This is a genomic window from Anaerobium acetethylicum, from assembly GCF_900096945.1.
Taxonomy (GTDB): Bacteria; Bacillota; Clostridia; order Lachnospirales; family Lachnospiraceae; genus Anaerobium; species Anaerobium acetethylicum.
Genome location: NZ_FMKA01000005.1, coordinates 39,695 through 54,419, shown reverse-complemented (window position 1 = coordinate 54,419; position 14,725 = coordinate 39,695). Strand labels below are relative to the sequence as shown.

Sequence of the window (14,725 nt, the reverse complement as noted above, 5' to 3'; positions counted from 1 at the left end):
TCGGTTTATCTTATAAATAAGGTAAAATCTTCTTCATTGCTTTAACGTTTGCAGCATTAGTTATTGTTGCTTTTCTAAGATTTCTTTTTCTCTTAGTGGACTTTTTAGTTAAGATATGGCTTTTGTAAGCTTTCATTCTCTTTAATTTTCCAGTACCTGTTTTTTTGAAACGTTTTGCAGCTGCTCTGCTAGTTTTTATTTTTGGCATGATATGTCCTCCTTAATAATTTATCTTATTTATTTTAACGTTTTTCAGTTAAAAACATTATGATGCTTCTGCCTTCTAATTTAGCCGGTTTGTCTACTGTAGCGATGTCTGACAGCTGTTCAGCAAAATCATCTAAAATGTGTCTGCTGCTCTGCATATGCGCCATTTCTCTTCCCCTGAAGCGTAAAGTAACTTTAACCTTGTCGCCTTTTTCAATGAATTTTCTTGCGGCGTTAATCTTTGTATTTAAATCGTTAGCTTCAATGTTTGGTGACAGACGTACTTCTTTGACATCAATAGTTTTCTGTTTTTTCTTGGCTTCTTTATCTTTCCTGGCCAATTCATATCTGTATTTACCATAGTCTGTGATTTTGCATACCGGTGGTTTTGCTGTAGGGGCTATCTTAACCAGATCCATTTCAGCTTCCTTTGCAAGTCTCATAGCTTCCTTCGTAAGCATTACGCCTAACTGTTCGCCATCTTCTCCGATAACGCGTACCTCTTTGTCTCTAATCTGTTCATTAATCATTAATTCGCTAATAATTGTACACCTCCATGGATTGTTATAAGTATCTACAAAAAAAGTGGATAGTCAGACTATCCACTTAAATTCAAGCATAATAATAAACCTGGGCTTATTATAAGTTCTTAAATATTAACCATTAGTCACATTGTGCTAAGGTGAGAGCGGATACTCTTCTTTATTGTCCTGCTGCGTCTCCACAACTTAGTTGAGTTTAACACGTTTCACCCAGGCTGTCAATAGTTTTCTTTTGTTTTTTTCTTCTGGCATCAGTCCTTGACAATCCTGCCCTGATACATCGTCTTTGCCAGTATGTTGATTCCAAAAGCTTTCTGGTAGGCTTTTACTCTTGCAAGTTCTTCTTTTGTGACAATAAGGACGCTGAGACCTTTTTCCTGACCTCTGCCGGCACGGCCTGCCCTGTGGAGATAATCCATCGGGTCTTCCGGTATGCTCAGATGAAATACCGTAGTGACGCCTTCTATATGAAGACCTCTTGCGGCGATATCCGTGGCTATAAGGAACTGGAGCTTTCCGGTCTGGAAATCCTCTATTACCTTCTTTCTGTCCTTCTTGATGTTGGCGCCGTGTATGCATTCTGCGCTGTATTTATGATACTGGAGTTTCTGTGTAGCTTCCTCGGTGTCCGCCACCTTGTTTACGAATACCAGAGCCTTCTTCGGGTTGATGCTCTTTGCCAGTTTTCTAAGCATCTCGATTTTATCGCGTCTTTCAACCAGCAGATAGATATGGTCTATATTCTTCGGAATTTCAAATCCTTCCGTAGTCTTGATCACTTCAAATTTTTTATTGAAGCCTTCTGCCGCCGTTACTGTCGATTTAGAAATGCTTGCAGAGAACATAAGAAGCTGGGTATCCCTCATGCAGCATTTTATCACAGCCTGAACCCCTTCGATATTGTTCTTGTCCAGCATTTTGTCGGCTTCATCCACAACCACCGTCTTAATGGTGTGTGCGGAGATTTTTTTCTTCTTGATCAGTTCGAAGATTCTGCCGGTAGTTCCGATTATGATCTCAGGCTTCTCCCTCAGTTTTTCTATCTGACGGTTGATGTTTACATCTCCGAATATCGTTGTTGATGCAATGCTTACGCCTGCGTTTTTTGACAGGCGCTGCACCTGCTTGTGAACCTGCATTGCAAGCTCGTGGGTAGGAACGAGGACAAGGACCTTCATCCCTTTTTCCATGGGCATGATCTTTTCGTAGAGAGGAAGCAGATAAGCCAGTGTCTTGCCAGAACCTGTCTCCGACTGCACAATCAGGTCTTTTCCTTCCAGCACCTTGCCTATTACTGCCTCCTGGACTTTTGCCGGTTTTGAAATTCGTTCTTTTTTTAATCCTTCGATAATGGAGGGGCTTAGCCCTAATTCCTTAAAATCCATATGTATCCTCTTATTCTTTCATTAGAAAATCTCAACTGAATTCAGGTGTGGCTAAACCACACCTGAACACCAGCTGTACCTGTCTATTTTTCTTCCTGTACTTTGATTTCCTTGATTTCTTTTGTCCTGATTTCTTTGCAGATTTCATTTGTAAAATCAGCGAGAGGCTTCTGGCCTTCGTCACCGTTGAATCTGCTTCTTACTGAAACCACACCGTCTTCCTCTTCCTTCTGTCCCACTACCAGCATGTAAGGAACACGGTCAAGTCTTGTTTCCCTGATCTTGTATCCGATCTTTTCTGCACGTTCATCTACTGTACATAAAACACCGTTAGCTTTCAGTTCATCTGCCACTTTATTTGCATATCCATGATATTTTTCTGAAATCGGGAGTACTCTTACCTGTTCAGGACACAGCCATGTAGGGAATAATCCTGCATATTTTTCTATGAGCGTTGCAAGGGTTCTTTCGTAGCATCCCATTGAAGTCCTGTGGATGATATAAGGGCGCTTCTTCTCTCCGTCCTTGTCAACAAAGTACATGTCGAATTTTTCAGCAATAGCAAAGTCCAGCTGTATTGTAACCATGGTGTCTTCCTTGCCGTAAACGTTCTTTGTCTGGATATCAAGTTTAGGTCCGTAGAATGCCGCCTCGCCTTCCGCTTCAGTAAACGGAACGCCCATGTCGTTCAGAACATCACGGATGATTCCCTGTGCGGATTCCCATGTTTCTTCTGAGCCTACGTATTTTTCCTTATTTTCAGGATCCCATTTTGAAAGGCGGTAAGTCACGTCATCCTGTAAGCCAAGCGTTTCGATGCAGTATTTTGCGAGATCCACGCAGCCTACAAATTCCTCTACAACCTGCTCCGGAGTAACAATCAGATGGCCTTCAGAAATTGTAAACTGTCTGACTCTTGTAAGGCCGTGCATTTCGCCTGACTCTTCATTTCTGAAAAGAGTCGAGGTCTCGCCGTATCTGCACGGAAGATCCCTGTAGCTCTTCTGGCTTGCTTTATATACATAGTACTGGAACGGGCATGTCATTGGGCGGAGTGCGAATACTTCGCTGTCTTTTTCTTCATCGCCGAGAACGAACATTCCATCCTTATAGTGGTCCCAGTGTCCTGAGATTTTGTACAGATCTGATTTTGCCATAAGAGGAGTCTTTGTCCTCATGTATCCGCGTCTTTCCTCTTCGTCCTCAATCCATCTCTGCAGGGTCTGAATCATTTTCGTTCCTTTTGGAAGCATCAGCGGAAGTCCCTGTCCGATAACGTCTACCGTGGTGAAGAGCTCCATTTCACGGCCTAATTTGTTGTGGTCGCGTTTTTTGATTTCTTCAAGATAAACCAGATATTCATCCAATTCCTGTTTTTTAGCGAATGCAGTACCATAGATTCTTGTCAGCATCTTATTTTTTTCGCTTCCTCTCCAGTAGGCTCCTGAAGATGAAATAAGCTTGAAAGCCTTGATGCCCTTTGTGCTCATAAGATGAGGACCTGCACACAGGTCTGTGAATTCGCCCTGGCTGTAGAAAGAAATGATTTCGCCTTCCGGGAGATCCTGAATGAGTTCCACTTTATAAGGTTCTCCCTTTTCCTGCATGAAGGCGATTGCCTCTTCTTTCGGAAGGGTGAATTTTTCGATTTTAGCGCCCTCTTTAATGACTTTTTTCATTTCTGCTTCGATTTTATCAAGATCTTCCCTGGAAAATGGCTGTGATTCGAAATCATAGTAAAATCCAGTGTCGATTGAAGGTCCAATTGCGAGTTTGGCTTCTGGATACAATCTCTTAACCGCCTCCGCAAGTACATGGGATGCTGTATGTCTGTATGCCGCCTTGCCTTTTTCATCGTTGAATGTAAGTATGTTTAATTCACAGTCGCTGTCCACAACGGTTCGGAGGTCGACAACCTCGCCATTTACTTCGCCTGCGCATGCCATTCTTGCAAGTCCCTCACTGATATCGGCTGCAATTTCGTGCACCGACATCGGCTGCTGGTATTCTTTTGATGATCCATCTTTTAAAGTAATCTTCATTTTTTAATTTCCCCTTTCGGATTGATTTGTTTAAACTATTCAGGATTACTGGATAGTTATGTTCTGCTAACTGTTATTTCTTATATACTCTGAGTTCTGCAGGAATGCTGTTCTTTATCTGGCTTTCTTTCCGGATGCTGCAAGACGGTCACCCTGTAAGAATGCACAGAGCCGATCTGCAGGATCGTCGCTGAAACAGAAAAAGACCCGTCCACTTCCTGCATAAGACTATACAGAAAGGGACGAGTCCTATTATATGCACTCGCGGTTCCACCCTAATTGTTTTTTTTCAAACCACTCAATTATGATTGTAACGGAATCACCGGGCTGGATTAGAGCCACTCCGAGTTAGTTTTCAAATGCTTCCTATTGAGATATTCACAGCACCCATATCTCTCTCTGGAATATTCCACATTCTACTCTTCTCATCAACGCTTTATACTATATCATCATGATGATTATAGCACTCTGTATTGCATCAAGTCAACTGCAATCCTGTCCAATTAATCTGATTATTTACCGCAGCATTTTTTGTATTTTTTTCCGCTGCCGCATGGACATGGATCGTTTCTTCCGACTTTAGGTCCCTTTACAATTGTTCCGGAAGCTTTCTGCTCTTTATAAAGCTCTTTTCTTCTTTCTTCCGTAAGAAGCTCATCCCACTGTGGAAGTTCGTATAACCACTGTGCTTTTGCATCAACCATGTTATAGAATAATTTTTCTTTATCAAAAACAAGGCTGACTTTGGTATCTTCAGTCATCTCTTCAATCGGATTTGGATTTACAAGACTGTCATTGATACCGTCAAGGAATCCTACCATAATCATAACATCAATATCGTATTTTTCAGCTAATTCTTTAACGGTGCCTTCAACCGCTGTTTCAGGATCTGATAACAGCTGTTCGTAGATTCCCTTTTCTATGATAAAGTAGTGTTCCCAGAATTTTTCGCTTTCTTTCTGTTCAACTTCCTGTGAATACGCAACGTCTCTCCATGCTTTTAACAATCCCATTTTCATACCATCCTTTATATGTATTTTCCTGGATATGGTCATTAATTCCATATCTCTCTATTTACAGATATGATTAGTATATACCAAAACTCTGCTTTTTTCAAAAAGTTTTTCATTTTTATCTCAAAACTATCGAATTCGGCGCCGTGCTGAAACTGCAGATCTCTGCTCCCAGCTCCTCCATAAGCTTTCTGTTCTCAGGTGTATCATAGCCTGCCGTCTCCAATGTGGATGGATTCTGATTATTCATGAGCCAGTCCGGTGCATCGAAAAACACCTTTTTTGGTGATACCAGCCTGTAGAATTCATCGTTAAGGCCTCCATTTCCATGATGTGCGATCTGAAGATAGTCCGACTTCAGTTCCCCCCCGTATTTCTGAACAAGGGAGTCGCTCATCGATATGCCGACATCTGCACAGAAAAGCATGCTTTCGGCATTTCCCTCCAGCCTGAACATTAAGGAGCCGTCATTGGCAAGATCCCCTGAAACCTGGTCGACATAGTCATGATACGCATTGAATACCGACATCTTCAGCCCTGCCACCTCCAGTCTGTCCCCCTGGTATAGATAAGCGACATTTTCAGCATCCTTTGTCAGCGCCAGAAACTCTTCGTACATCTCATAGGTATCCCATGGCTGAGCCTTCTGCCTGTATTTTTCCTGATCAATATAAGTCGTATAGATCTGTCCTATTTCTATGCCCGCCGGATCTGCATAAATCTGATTGAATGCCCCGATATGATCGTAATGCGGATGTGTCAGTATCCAGCAGTCCGCCTTACCCCCAAGGCTTTTGATGGTCTCCCGCACAAAATCCGCTTCCTCTCTGAGCCCTCCATCAATCACAACAAGACTTCCAGTTTCAGACTGTATTGTATAAAACATATGCTGACTTCCATCCGCGTCCCCATACTGGGTGATGGTCCACTCTGACGGCCTGTTTGTATCTTCTTCACTACTGTCTTCCTGTCCATTTTTATTCCCGCTGTCACTTTCGTTGTCGTTCCCGTCGTCATTTTCAGTCTCGGTCTTATTCTCTGTCGCAGTATTGCTGTCAGCCGTACTGCCTTCTCTTTCCTTCATGTTCCAAAGCACCGCAACCAATACCCCTATTGCAATCAGCGCCAGGACCATGCAGTACCTGATCATCATATTCGATTTTCTGCTATTCATTATGCTTCACCCCGTATCATAATTGTTTCCCTTCCCACTTCTATTAGTCTGTGTCTTATATTTTTATTTTATACTACTTTTTTACTATTTTCAACAAAACAGGCAATCGAATTTGTTTTCAAGACATTGCCGAAAGGCCGAGCAAATGTATTCTCATACACTTGATCGGCCTTTCCAGTTTTCTAACATTTCTTTACTTTTTTCTGTGCATGGAAAATCTGTACTTTTCATACTCCTGCATATTCTCACGAATTCCGCGGCCGTCAGCTTTTGAAAGAAGGGCTTCCCTGTCTTTCTTTGCTTTGACGGCTCCCCTGATATTTCCGGGACCGCTGACGCACCCACCTTCACAAGCCATTCCTTCGATAAAATCTTCAGGAAGCCTTCCTGCTTTCAGAAGTGTCAGTGCTTTTTTGCATTCCAGGGCACCGTTGCACTGCTTCACATTTATTTCGGCATTTTCGCCCGCTTCTTTCAGGGCTTCAACGACTGCTCCTGTAACGCCTCCCGAAGCAGCAAAACGCTTTCCGAAAATACTTCCCTGTTGCATGTCTGTACCGCGTGGAGCAATTGAAATCTGCTTTGCCCGGAACATGGCATGAAGCTCTTCAAAGGTCAGTGCGTAGTCCGCCGTATTGTCAGCCACGGTTTCGATGACCTCACTCTTTTTTGCTATACACGGTCCGATGAATACCGTTACTGCATCAGGATTCATCGCCTTAATCAGCCTCGAAGTTGCAGCCATGGGTGAAACAGTGGTCGAAATGCTGTCCATCACTGACGGGAAATGTTTCTTTACCATATTCACAAAGGCCGGGCAGCATGAAGTTGTCATTTTCTTGCCTTCGCGATATGCTTCTGACCATTCTTCGGCCTCACTCGCGGCAACCAGGTCTCCACCCAGCGCGACTTCAAAATTCCCAGCAAACCCCATTTCGCAGATCATTTCCGACAGATCGCTTATGGTTACATCCGGACCGAACTGACCTTCCACAGCCGGGGCTGTCATTGCATATACCGGAACACCGGCCTTCAGAAGATTGATTACATCTGTAAGGAAGGAACGGTCTGAAATTGCGCCAAAAGGGCAGTCGCTTATGCATGCGCCGCAGCTTATGCATTTTTCCTTATTGATTTTTACAATGCTATTATCATCCATCGTAATGGCATCTACCGGACAGCTCCTCTTGCAAGGACGCATGATGTCTGCAATTGCATTGTATGGGCAGGCCTGTGCGCACTTTCCGCACTCTCTGCATTTATCCGGGTCAATCCGGGCCTTGTCTCCGTCTATCGTAATCGCGCCGAAGCTGCATGCCGCCTGGCATTTTCTGCTCATGCACTTCTGGCAGTTGTTTGTGACGACAAAGCGGGTGATCGGACATCCCTCACAGGCAGAACGGATAACCTGAACAATATTCTTGTCATCCTCATTGCCACACGGCGTCTTCCCCTGTGCCAGCCTTACCCTCTCCCTGATTATCTCTCTTTCCCTGTAGACGCAGCATCTGAAATTGGCTTTCGGACCCGGGATTATGGAAAATGGAATCTCCTCTTCCATTTCCTTTAATTTATCTTCAAAGGCAAGCTTTGCTACCTCATAGAGCACTTCGGCTTTTATGCTGCCTATATCTGCATCATTTTCTATCATTACAATACCTCCTTGATCAAATCGTCACTAATAGTAAGCTATCGAGACATACTTTCCCATTTTAACCGCCGTCTCCCTGATCTGTTCCACAAGATTCATGCGGATGCTCAGATCAAAGGGAAGCTCCGGATTCTGGTGGGCAGCATTTATCTTTTTCCCCACATACATATTCAGATGCGTGCACTCTTCTATAATCATGCGGGCCACCATCGACCCGCCGTTTCCTTTATCAAGTTCAAGAAAATACTCCTCGTCCAGACCTTCTCCCATGGCATATCTGCGCAAGAGCTGAAGGGTCCTGCTCAGAGTGATTACACCTTCTGTCACAAGGTCTATTCCCTGTATCACAGCCGTCGGCGGTATTTTAGGGTCTGTATAGTTGAACGAGGTCTTAATCTCACGTTCCAGTATACGGGCTGCGATGTTGGCGCTTGTGCCTCCGCATACGATTCTTTTTGCATGTCCTTCCATAAACCTGTTAATGACCACAGCGTCATCTTCCGGATTCTCGGGCGGGCCGGTAAACAGGTTCACGACCTTCGGTTCAGTAATCCTTGCCACCGCAATTGTCGTATCATCTCCCGGATGACCCATATAGAGATCGTCGCATGCCTTGCTTAAAAGATTTGCAAATCTGTTTGCCGTATATCCCCGGCTGTTGTTCTGCACCGCATATTCAGCAATATGTTTCCATGTCCACCCAAAATTCAGCAGCTGGCCTACACCGGCATGTATGGCACCATCGCTCATCAGCACAAAGCAGTCGTTTCGTCTTACCTGGAAGCGGCACTCATTTACCCTCTTCCCTTCTATCAGCCTTTCATTGAAACTGATGGGCTCAAGCTTGCCCTCCCGCATGAAAATGCAGGACGGGTTATCGAATTCCACCAGATATGCATCTCCATTCCTGAAGATCTGCAGAATACTGAAAGTTGAGTATGCCACCTGCCTGACCTGACAGACAGGAAGGGTCTTCACTATAGTCTCCACGCACTGGTCAATCGTCGCCCCATTCAACAGCATTGTCCCGAGTATCTTTGAAGTCAGCGTTGCCAGGATATTTGCCTTGACTCCGCTCCCCATTCCGTCAGCCAGTATCAATATATCAGAATCGGCGGTCTTTATGATTTCAACCTTATCACCGCAAAGCTCTTCATGATATTTATTTAAACTTCTGTAAGATATGTCCGTACAGATATCCATGTTATTCCCTTCCCAGCTTGCGTATTTCACGGCTGCTGTTCAGCCAGTACTTTCCATACGCTGCTTTCATCCATTAATTTCCGTCATTAATAATCATATCCCTCAGTTTTGTCAGGGTTACCTTTGTTTCAGCAGTGGTTTCCCCCAGAAGGCCTGCTATTTCCTGGGCGACCATCATCTGCTTATCAATTACCTTCTGAGCCATCTCGATTGTCTCGAATTTGAGCTTCTGGCTCTGGCGGATTTTGTCCTCGTCCTCCGTGATATCCTGCATAGTGCCGAGGACACAGTTCTGATCCTTGATGTACACGATGTTCTGAAGGGTTGTGATCCCGAGATCAGGGTAGCATACTTTTTTCCCAAGTATGCTTGTCCTGGTATTCAAAACATATTCAAAATCAGTATGGTCTATCAGTTCAAAAAGATACATTTCCCTGGCCTGGGCCTTCGTCTTCTTAAAATAGCTGACTGCCGCATTTGAAAATTCAATTATCTTCATATCCGAATCCACAATCACTACAATGTTTGGCGTGGTATCAAGCACGACGTTAGCCATTGACTGGGCCTTCTCGTTCATGTATGGCAGACACATGGTAAGTTCTGCATTGCCGTGGTAGACAGCAATCGCTTTGTCCCTGCAGGTCGAATACCCGCAGGCGCTGCAGTTGAGCTCGTCCTCTTTATTGACCTTTCCGATTTTCTTCAGAATGCGCCTGATTTCTTCTTCTCCCGGCATGCTGCTTTTATCAGAACGGTCAGCGAATGTCCTTGCCATGGAGACTGTTCTGCCCTGGTCCAGATACCCTTCCTCAACCCATCTTTTTTCCACAGCATCCTCCATCTCAAGTCTTGCCTGAAAATGGGATTTACCCCTGTTTTCCATAGCCGAACCCTTCAGGCATCCGCCGCTGCATATATCAGCTTCTATGAAACAGCCGCTGATTTCTCCCCTTTTCATATTCTCCAGGAGATCCATGCAGCTTTCTATGCCGTGAACATAAAATTTTTTATAGGTTTCCTTCTCTTTTCCATCTTCAGCAGCCGCTATGCCTGCGCAGGCCAGAACAGAAGACAGGATGCCTCCACTGACAGGATAAAGCCTGTTGACAGCAGCATTCCTGTTGTCCGGAAGCTCATCCCCACATTCCATGATTTCTATTTTCTTCTCTGCGAGCCACCCTTCAAATTCGTTGAAGTTTATCACCGCATCAATGTAGCCGGAGGTCCTTCTGTCATTCTCCGCCTCGCGTTTTTTTGCAATACAAGGTCCCAGAAATACGACCTTCACGCTGTCCCCCTGTTCCTTCTTGATCAGCTTTCCATGGGCAATCATGGGCGAAACTACAGGAGCCAGATATTTCGTAAGCTCAGGATAATATATTTCAACGAGTTCATTCATGCTCGGGCAGCAGGTGGTAATGATGTTTTCCATTTTTTTCTCTGCCAGGAGCCGGTCGTATTCCGCCGTCACGAATGCTGCCCCTTCCGCGGTTTCCCTTACCTGGGAGAATCCAAGCTTCCTGAGTGCAGAAAATACCTGTCCCGGAACCCTGTAGTTCAGTATCCCCATATAGGATGGCGCTACCGAAACCACAGTTGGAATACCCCTCCTTATATAATCCTTCACCTTATCCAGATCGCTTATGAATGTTTTTGCATTCTGCGGACATGCCTCAAGGCACTGACCGCACAGGATACATTTATCATTGATGATCTGGGCCTGTTCATCCTTGACCTCAATTGCCTTGACATTGCACACGCGCACGCATTTATAGCAGTTTTTGCATTTTGCTTCCTTGAATCCAATAACGTCCATTAAACGTCCCTCCTGAGGATCTCCTTGCAGAAGAATTCCTCGGTAGTTTCCGGCTTAAGCGAAAAGAATCTGTCGTCCGCCCTTACACACACGCCTTCCACGCAATGCTCCATGCAGAACGATCCATTCAGTTCGACCTGTCCTTCAAGTCCATATTCTGCCACGAGCTCTTCTAATTTTTTCACAACTTCCCTTGATCCTTTTAAATGGCATGAGCTGCCGATGCATATTGTTATTACCATGTTTTTCCTCCTCATACTGATTCGTATATATCGTGTCTGACAACAGATCTTTATCTGCCAAACTTCTCTTCAACATGCTTTGACAGCACCGCCAGGGATGCCGCCATGTTTTCATTCTGTATCAGGATATCCTCCGGGGCATCCAGATATACCGGAGCGAAATTCCAGATTGCAAGGATTCCGCTTCCGACAAGCAAATCACAGACTTCCTGGGCACTTTCAGCCGGAACGGCAATGATTCCGATCTTCACCTTAAGCCTGCCTGCCAGATCTTCCAGCTTTTCCATAGGGAAAATCGGATGGCCCCCTGCCTCTGTCCCTGCCACATGTTTATCTATGTCAAAAGCTGCAACAATTTTCATGCCGCATTCCTCGAATCCTTTATAGGAAAGCAGTGACCTCCCAAGATTTCCTGCCCCAATCAGAATCGCATCATGGGTGTTGTTGTATCCGAGGAACTGCTCGATATCGGATATCAGGTCTTCAGTCCCGTAACCAGTCTTCGGACGACCGCCCGAACTAACAGCCGCAAGGTCCTTCCGGACCTGAACCTGGTTCAGACGAAGCCCCTCCGCAATCATGGAAGCCGAAGTGTTTGACTGCTTTTTTGCCTTCTGTGATTTCAGAAAGTTCAGATAATACGGCAGGCGCTGAAGTGCCTGCTTTGAAATCGTTTGAAATTTATTGATGTTTTCCAATTTTTCTCCTTTGAATAATCCGTGGTGCCCTGCCGGGATTTTTTAACATTTGCTATACCTGAATTTATTTGCGAAATAAATAAGTTTGAGTGCTTGATGGCTGGACACCAGGATCTGAAGTTACTGCGTTACAGTATGAAGCATTCCGTACCTGTAACATTAAATATTATTATATCGATATCGAAATATCGATATAATAATATACCTTTCGTTAATGTTTTGTCAATAAAACATGTAATGGTTTTTTATTTAGTACAACAAAAAAGAGGGCTCACGTCTTTTCGACGAACCCTCTTTTTTTGACTATCTCTATTTGCAGCCTATTTTATAACCAATATAGGCTGTTTTGCATAATGAAGAACTTTTGAAGTCACGCTTCCCATGAGCAGACGTTTGGTTCTTGAACCAAGTCCCTGGGATCCCATGATAATAAGATCAACTTCGTTTGCGTCAAGATACTCCAGAATTCTGTCTGCAGGGCTGCCGTCCAGAATTATCGTCTCAACCTTGTCTGCATGTTCTCCAAAGGATTCTTTCTGTTTTTCAAGATATGCTTCCGCATTTTCTCTTATTTTCCGGACCAGGGTGTTATCAAACTGGGTATAATCGACATAATCCTGGGAAACAAAAGGAAACGTATGGCTTATGACGTTTAACAGCACAATTCTGCTGTCAAGCAGATCAGCTATCGCCTTTCCTTTTTCCAGGGCTCTTTCAGCATATTCCGAAGTATCCATAGGGATTAAAATCTTAATCATTGTGATTTCCTCCTTCATGTTTGCCTGACAGATTCAGGTCATGCACTTTATATAAACCATGCAAGTAATTTAACCCATCTGCCGGTGCAGCCGAATTGTTTCTTTTTTTATTATACAACAGTTTTCTGTATTCTTCAATCATCTGCTTTTATTATCCGACAAATTCAATTTAAACCATTTAAACCTGAATTGAGCCCATTTAAGTTGCATTTGCCTGCCGCCCAACGTATAATTAAGCTTAGCTGAGCTCAACAGACATCAAATATATTTACGGAGGTATTTATGAATAAAAAAGTACTGCAGTTTCTTTGCATCGGAGGCGTGGTTTTCCTCGTTGCTCTTTATGTTGCCACACTGATATTTGCAATTATACCGGTTCCCGGATCCGCAGGTCTTTTCAAGGCCTCCATCTACTGCACCATTGTCGTGCCTGTATTCTTATACGCAATATCAATGGTCTACAAGCTGATGAAGAACAAGGAAGCCGGAAACAAAGAAGAGGACAACTAAATCCATAACCGCCGGCTGCGGCTGATTTTCAATAACCTGTATCCATTTTGGATAACAGGTTATTTTACTCCCAGTGCCATTAATTCCTTCAAAGCCTTATCTTTCGAAGTAAATTCTATTGTATGGAAGCCGATTTTTTTTGCCGCTTCGACATTCGCCTTGGAATCATCCAGAAACACTGCATTTTCCGGAACTATCCTGTATCTGGATACCAGTGTTTCATAGATTTCTGGCTCTGGTTTTACTCTTTTTATTTCAAAGGACAATATTCCCCCATCCGCTTCCTCTATGAAATTCATGATATCCCATGCCTGCTCAAATGTTTTCTTGGCAAAGTTCGAAAGATAGTATATCTTATATCCTTTCGCTTTCAGCTCCCTGATCCATTCCCTTGCATAATCATATTTTTTGATGACGCCTCCAATCGTTGCGAAAACTTCCCTTATTTCCTTTTCCCTCGCTGGATTGTTTCCGATGAAGCTTTCAAGTATTTCCTCATCAGAAAGCAGGCTTCTGTCAAATTCATTCCACTCGCTGCTCAGGAACATGGCTTCAGCCACCTCCCCCGCAATCTGTTCCGGATAATGAAAGCTTTCAAGATACTCTTTCCAGCAATATCCAACAAGCACCATCCCCAGGTCAAAAATAACCGTATTTATCATGTCTTATTTTCCTTTCTCATTTCCTGCATACGAAACTCTCGCAGAACTTTTTTAAATATACGAAATTCGAGGTATTTGCTATATTAGCCAGAGTGTCAACAGCCCTTCACAAACTCGGGCTGCGTATTCTGCAGCCCTACGTACCACTACGTCTTCATCTAAGCGAGAGCGCGCTACGAATCAACGCGTTTTGCATCACGTCCTCATTATAAAAACTTGCGCAAATTGACGAATACTATTTTGTAAATAGGCTTTTGACACTCCACTCCTATAAAGATTAGCGTGTGAAAAGCCCTCTCGTAACGTGCGGCTTCGTCAATTTGCACATTCGACATCTATCACACAGTGATACAAAACATGAATTGATGAGCAGCTTTATGAAGACGTTGGTACTTAGGCCGCGTACTTTGCGGCCTTACGTACCACTACGTCTTCATCTAAGCGAGAGCGCGCTGCGAGTCAACATGTTTTGCATCACGTCCTCATTGTTGAACCTGTGTAAATTGAAGAATTCAATTGTATATATAGGCTTTTGACACTCCCCTCCTATAAAGATTAGCGTGTAAAAAGCCCTCTCGTAACGTGCGGCTTCGTCAATTTGCACATTCGCCATCTATCACACAGTGATACAAAACATGAATTGATGAGCAGCTTTATGAAGACGTTGGTACTTAGGCCGCGTACTTTGCGGCCTTACGTACCACTACGTCTTCATCTAAGCGAGAGCGCGCTGCGAATCAACATGTTTTGCATCACGTCCTCATTCGAAAACCTGTGCAAATTGACGAACACTAAATTCCAAAAAAGGTTCCCGCCATAAGG

General features: G+C 43.9%; 14 protein-coding genes and 1 other annotated feature. Of the genes, 1 reads left to right on the top strand and 13 read right to left on the bottom strand.

Annotated features, from left to right (window positions below; all coding sequences use genetic code 11):
- Nucleotides 1–10: 10 nt before the first annotated feature.
- From rpmI to BJR36_RS06510, 12 genes are all read right to left on the bottom strand, one after another.
- On the bottom strand, nucleotides 11–208 hold the full coding sequence (rpmI, locus tag BJR36_RS06565; RefSeq protein WP_091231833.1) for a 50S ribosomal protein L35: 198 nt from the start codon (nucleotides 206–208) through the stop codon (nucleotides 11–13).
- A gap of 34 nt (nucleotides 209–242) precedes the next feature.
- On the bottom strand, nucleotides 243–737 hold the full coding sequence (gene infC, locus BJR36_RS06560; protein ID WP_091231831.1) for a translation initiation factor IF-3: 495 nt from the start codon (nucleotides 735–737) through the stop codon (nucleotides 243–245).
- 263 nt (nucleotides 738–1,000) lie between these two features.
- Entirely contained in the window at nucleotides 1,001–2,134 is a 1,134-nt protein-coding gene (locus BJR36_RS06555) for a DEAD/DEAH box helicase (RefSeq protein ID WP_242875484.1), read from the bottom strand.
- Nucleotides 2,135–2,217: 83 nt separating this feature from the next.
- Nucleotides 2,218–4,176, bottom strand: a complete 1,959-nt coding sequence (thrS, locus tag BJR36_RS06550; protein WP_091231826.1) for a threonine--tRNA ligase — start codon at nucleotides 4,174–4,176, stop codon at nucleotides 2,218–2,220.
- A 235-nt stretch (nucleotides 4,177–4,411) separates the two neighbouring features.
- Nucleotides 4,412–4,617, bottom strand: a binding site (T-box leader).
- Nucleotides 4,618–4,688: 71 nt separating this feature from the next.
- Nucleotides 4,689–5,189, bottom strand: a complete 501-nt coding sequence (locus BJR36_RS06545) for an SEC-C metal-binding domain-containing protein (protein WP_091232101.1) — start codon at nucleotides 5,187–5,189, stop codon at nucleotides 4,689–4,691.
- A 118-nt stretch (nucleotides 5,190–5,307) separates the two neighbouring features.
- Complete coding sequence (locus BJR36_RS06540; RefSeq protein WP_139133519.1) at nucleotides 5,308–6,363, bottom strand: ComEC/Rec2 family competence protein; 1,056 nt, start codon at nucleotides 6,361–6,363, stop codon at nucleotides 5,308–5,310.
- 193 nt (nucleotides 6,364–6,556) lie between these two features.
- Nucleotides 6,557–8,014, bottom strand: coding sequence for a 4Fe-4S dicluster domain-containing protein (locus BJR36_RS06535; RefSeq protein WP_091231820.1), 1,458 nt, complete (start codon nucleotides 8,012–8,014; stop codon nucleotides 6,557–6,559).
- A 27-nt stretch (nucleotides 8,015–8,041) separates the two neighbouring features.
- Nucleotides 8,042–9,217: a SpoIIE family protein phosphatase gene (locus tag BJR36_RS06530; protein WP_091231818.1), complete on the bottom strand. Its 1,176-nt coding sequence runs from the start codon at nucleotides 9,215–9,217 to the stop codon at nucleotides 8,042–8,044.
- A gap of 73 nt (nucleotides 9,218–9,290) precedes the next feature.
- Complete coding sequence (locus BJR36_RS06525) at nucleotides 9,291–11,033, bottom strand: [Fe-Fe] hydrogenase large subunit C-terminal domain-containing protein (RefSeq protein WP_091231815.1); 1,743 nt, start codon at nucleotides 11,031–11,033, stop codon at nucleotides 9,291–9,293.
- On the bottom strand, nucleotides 11,033–11,275 hold the full coding sequence (locus tag BJR36_RS06520) for a (2Fe-2S) ferredoxin domain-containing protein (RefSeq protein ID WP_091231814.1): 243 nt from the start codon (nucleotides 11,273–11,275) through the stop codon (nucleotides 11,033–11,035). Before BJR36_RS06520 ends, BJR36_RS06525 begins: the two co-directional genes overlap by 1 nt.
- Before the next feature lie 50 nt (nucleotides 11,276–11,325).
- Complete coding sequence (locus BJR36_RS06515; RefSeq protein WP_330387837.1) at nucleotides 11,326–11,973, bottom strand: redox-sensing transcriptional repressor Rex; 648 nt, start codon at nucleotides 11,971–11,973, stop codon at nucleotides 11,326–11,328.
- Between the two features lie 320 nt (nucleotides 11,974–12,293).
- Entirely contained in the window at nucleotides 12,294–12,731 is a 438-nt protein-coding gene (locus BJR36_RS06510; RefSeq protein ID WP_169823609.1) for a universal stress protein, read from the bottom strand.
- A 282-nt stretch (nucleotides 12,732–13,013) separates the two neighbouring features.
- Here BJR36_RS06510 and BJR36_RS06505 point away from each other — a divergent pair, with 282 nt between their 5' ends.
- A complete protein-coding gene (locus BJR36_RS06505) occupies nucleotides 13,014–13,241 on the top strand; it encodes a hypothetical protein (RefSeq protein ID WP_091231808.1) in 228 nt (75 codons plus the stop codon).
- A 59-nt stretch (nucleotides 13,242–13,300) separates the two neighbouring features.
- Here BJR36_RS06505 and BJR36_RS06500 read toward each other — a convergent pair whose 3' ends face one another.
- Complete coding sequence (locus BJR36_RS06500; protein ID WP_091231805.1) at nucleotides 13,301–13,903, bottom strand: HAD family hydrolase; 603 nt, start codon at nucleotides 13,901–13,903, stop codon at nucleotides 13,301–13,303.
- Between the last annotated feature and the right edge of the window lie 822 nt (nucleotides 13,904–14,725).

What these genes read in the sequence shown, in the direction of transcription:
- rpmI (WP_091231833.1), bottom strand. Translation starts at nt 208, where the DNA reads ATGCCAAAAATAAAAACTAGCAGAGCAGCTGCAAAACGTTTCAAAAAA.
- infC (WP_091231831.1), bottom strand. Translation starts at nt 737, where the DNA reads ATGATTAATGAACAGATTAGAGACAAAGAGGTACGCGTTATCGGAGAA.
- BJR36_RS06555 (WP_242875484.1), bottom strand. Translation starts at nt 2,134, where the DNA reads ATGGATTTTAAGGAATTAGGGCTAAGCCCCTCCATTATCGAAGGATTA.
- thrS (WP_091231826.1), bottom strand. Translation starts at nt 4,176, where the DNA reads ATGAAGATTACTTTAAAAGATGGATCATCAAAAGAATACCAGCAGCCG.
- BJR36_RS06545 (WP_091232101.1), bottom strand. Translation starts at nt 5,189, where the DNA reads ATGGGATTGTTAAAAGCATGGAGAGACGTTGCGTATTCACAGGAAGTT.
- BJR36_RS06540 (WP_139133519.1), bottom strand. Translation starts at nt 6,363, where the DNA reads ATGAATAGCAGAAAATCGAATATGATGATCAGGTACTGCATGGTCCTG.
- BJR36_RS06535 (WP_091231820.1), bottom strand. Translation starts at nt 8,014, where the DNA reads ATGATAGAAAATGATGCAGATATAGGCAGCATAAAAGCCGAAGTGCTC.
- BJR36_RS06530 (WP_091231818.1), bottom strand. Translation starts at nt 9,217, where the DNA reads ATGGATATCTGTACGGACATATCTTACAGAAGTTTAAATAAATATCAT.
- BJR36_RS06525 (WP_091231815.1), bottom strand. Translation starts at nt 11,033, where the DNA reads ATGGACGTTATTGGATTCAAGGAAGCAAAATGCAAAAACTGCTATAAA.
- BJR36_RS06520 (WP_091231814.1), bottom strand. Translation starts at nt 11,275, where the DNA reads ATGGTAATAACAATATGCATCGGCAGCTCATGCCATTTAAAAGGATCA.
- BJR36_RS06510 (WP_169823609.1), bottom strand. Translation starts at nt 12,731, where the DNA reads ATGATTAAGATTTTAATCCCTATGGATACTTCGGAATATGCTGAAAGA.
- BJR36_RS06505 (WP_091231808.1), top strand. Translation starts at nt 13,014, where the DNA reads ATGAATAAAAAAGTACTGCAGTTTCTTTGCATCGGAGGCGTGGTTTTC.
- BJR36_RS06500 (WP_091231805.1), bottom strand. Translation starts at nt 13,903, where the DNA reads ATGATAAATACGGTTATTTTTGACCTGGGGATGGTGCTTGTTGGATAT.